Origin of the sequence: Pseudomonas sp. E45-MNA-CIBAN-0222 (assembly GCF_040310405.1) — a bacterium.
Classification (GTDB): Bacteria; Pseudomonadota; Gammaproteobacteria; order Pseudomonadales; family Pseudomonadaceae; genus Stutzerimonas; species Stutzerimonas stutzeri_AC.
This window is the reverse complement of record NZ_JBEOPU010000233.1, coordinates 1-238: the sequence shown is the minus strand read 5'-3', so window position 1 is coordinate 238 and position 238 is coordinate 1. Positions and strand designations below refer to the sequence as shown.

1 protein-coding gene is annotated in these 238 nt (G+C 51.3%); it reads right to left on the bottom strand.

Features of this window, described 5'->3' with window-relative positions:
• Positions 1-94 (bottom strand): zinc ribbon domain-containing protein (locus AAEZ08_RS23440; protein WP_500125246.1); only part of this gene is annotated, 94 nt, incomplete at its 3' end.
• Between the last annotated feature and the right edge of the window lie 144 nt (positions 95-238).

Here is a 238-nt window from a genome sequence, read left to right as displayed (position 1 = left end):
CTTCTATATAGGTCTGGTCCCCGCCAGACAAATCCACCGTTGTCTCGACCGCTTCGCCACAATAAGGACAATCGTACATCGCAGTTTCCAGCATCGCAGTCTCCCAGGTGACTTGTGCGTATAATCGCCGGTCTATTTACAGGGCTATTTCCGGCAGAGCCAGTTTACTCACGCCGCCCCTGCTATTTCCTTTACTTACCCTAGCCGTTTCTAACAAGAGAGCATGATGGGCGAATTC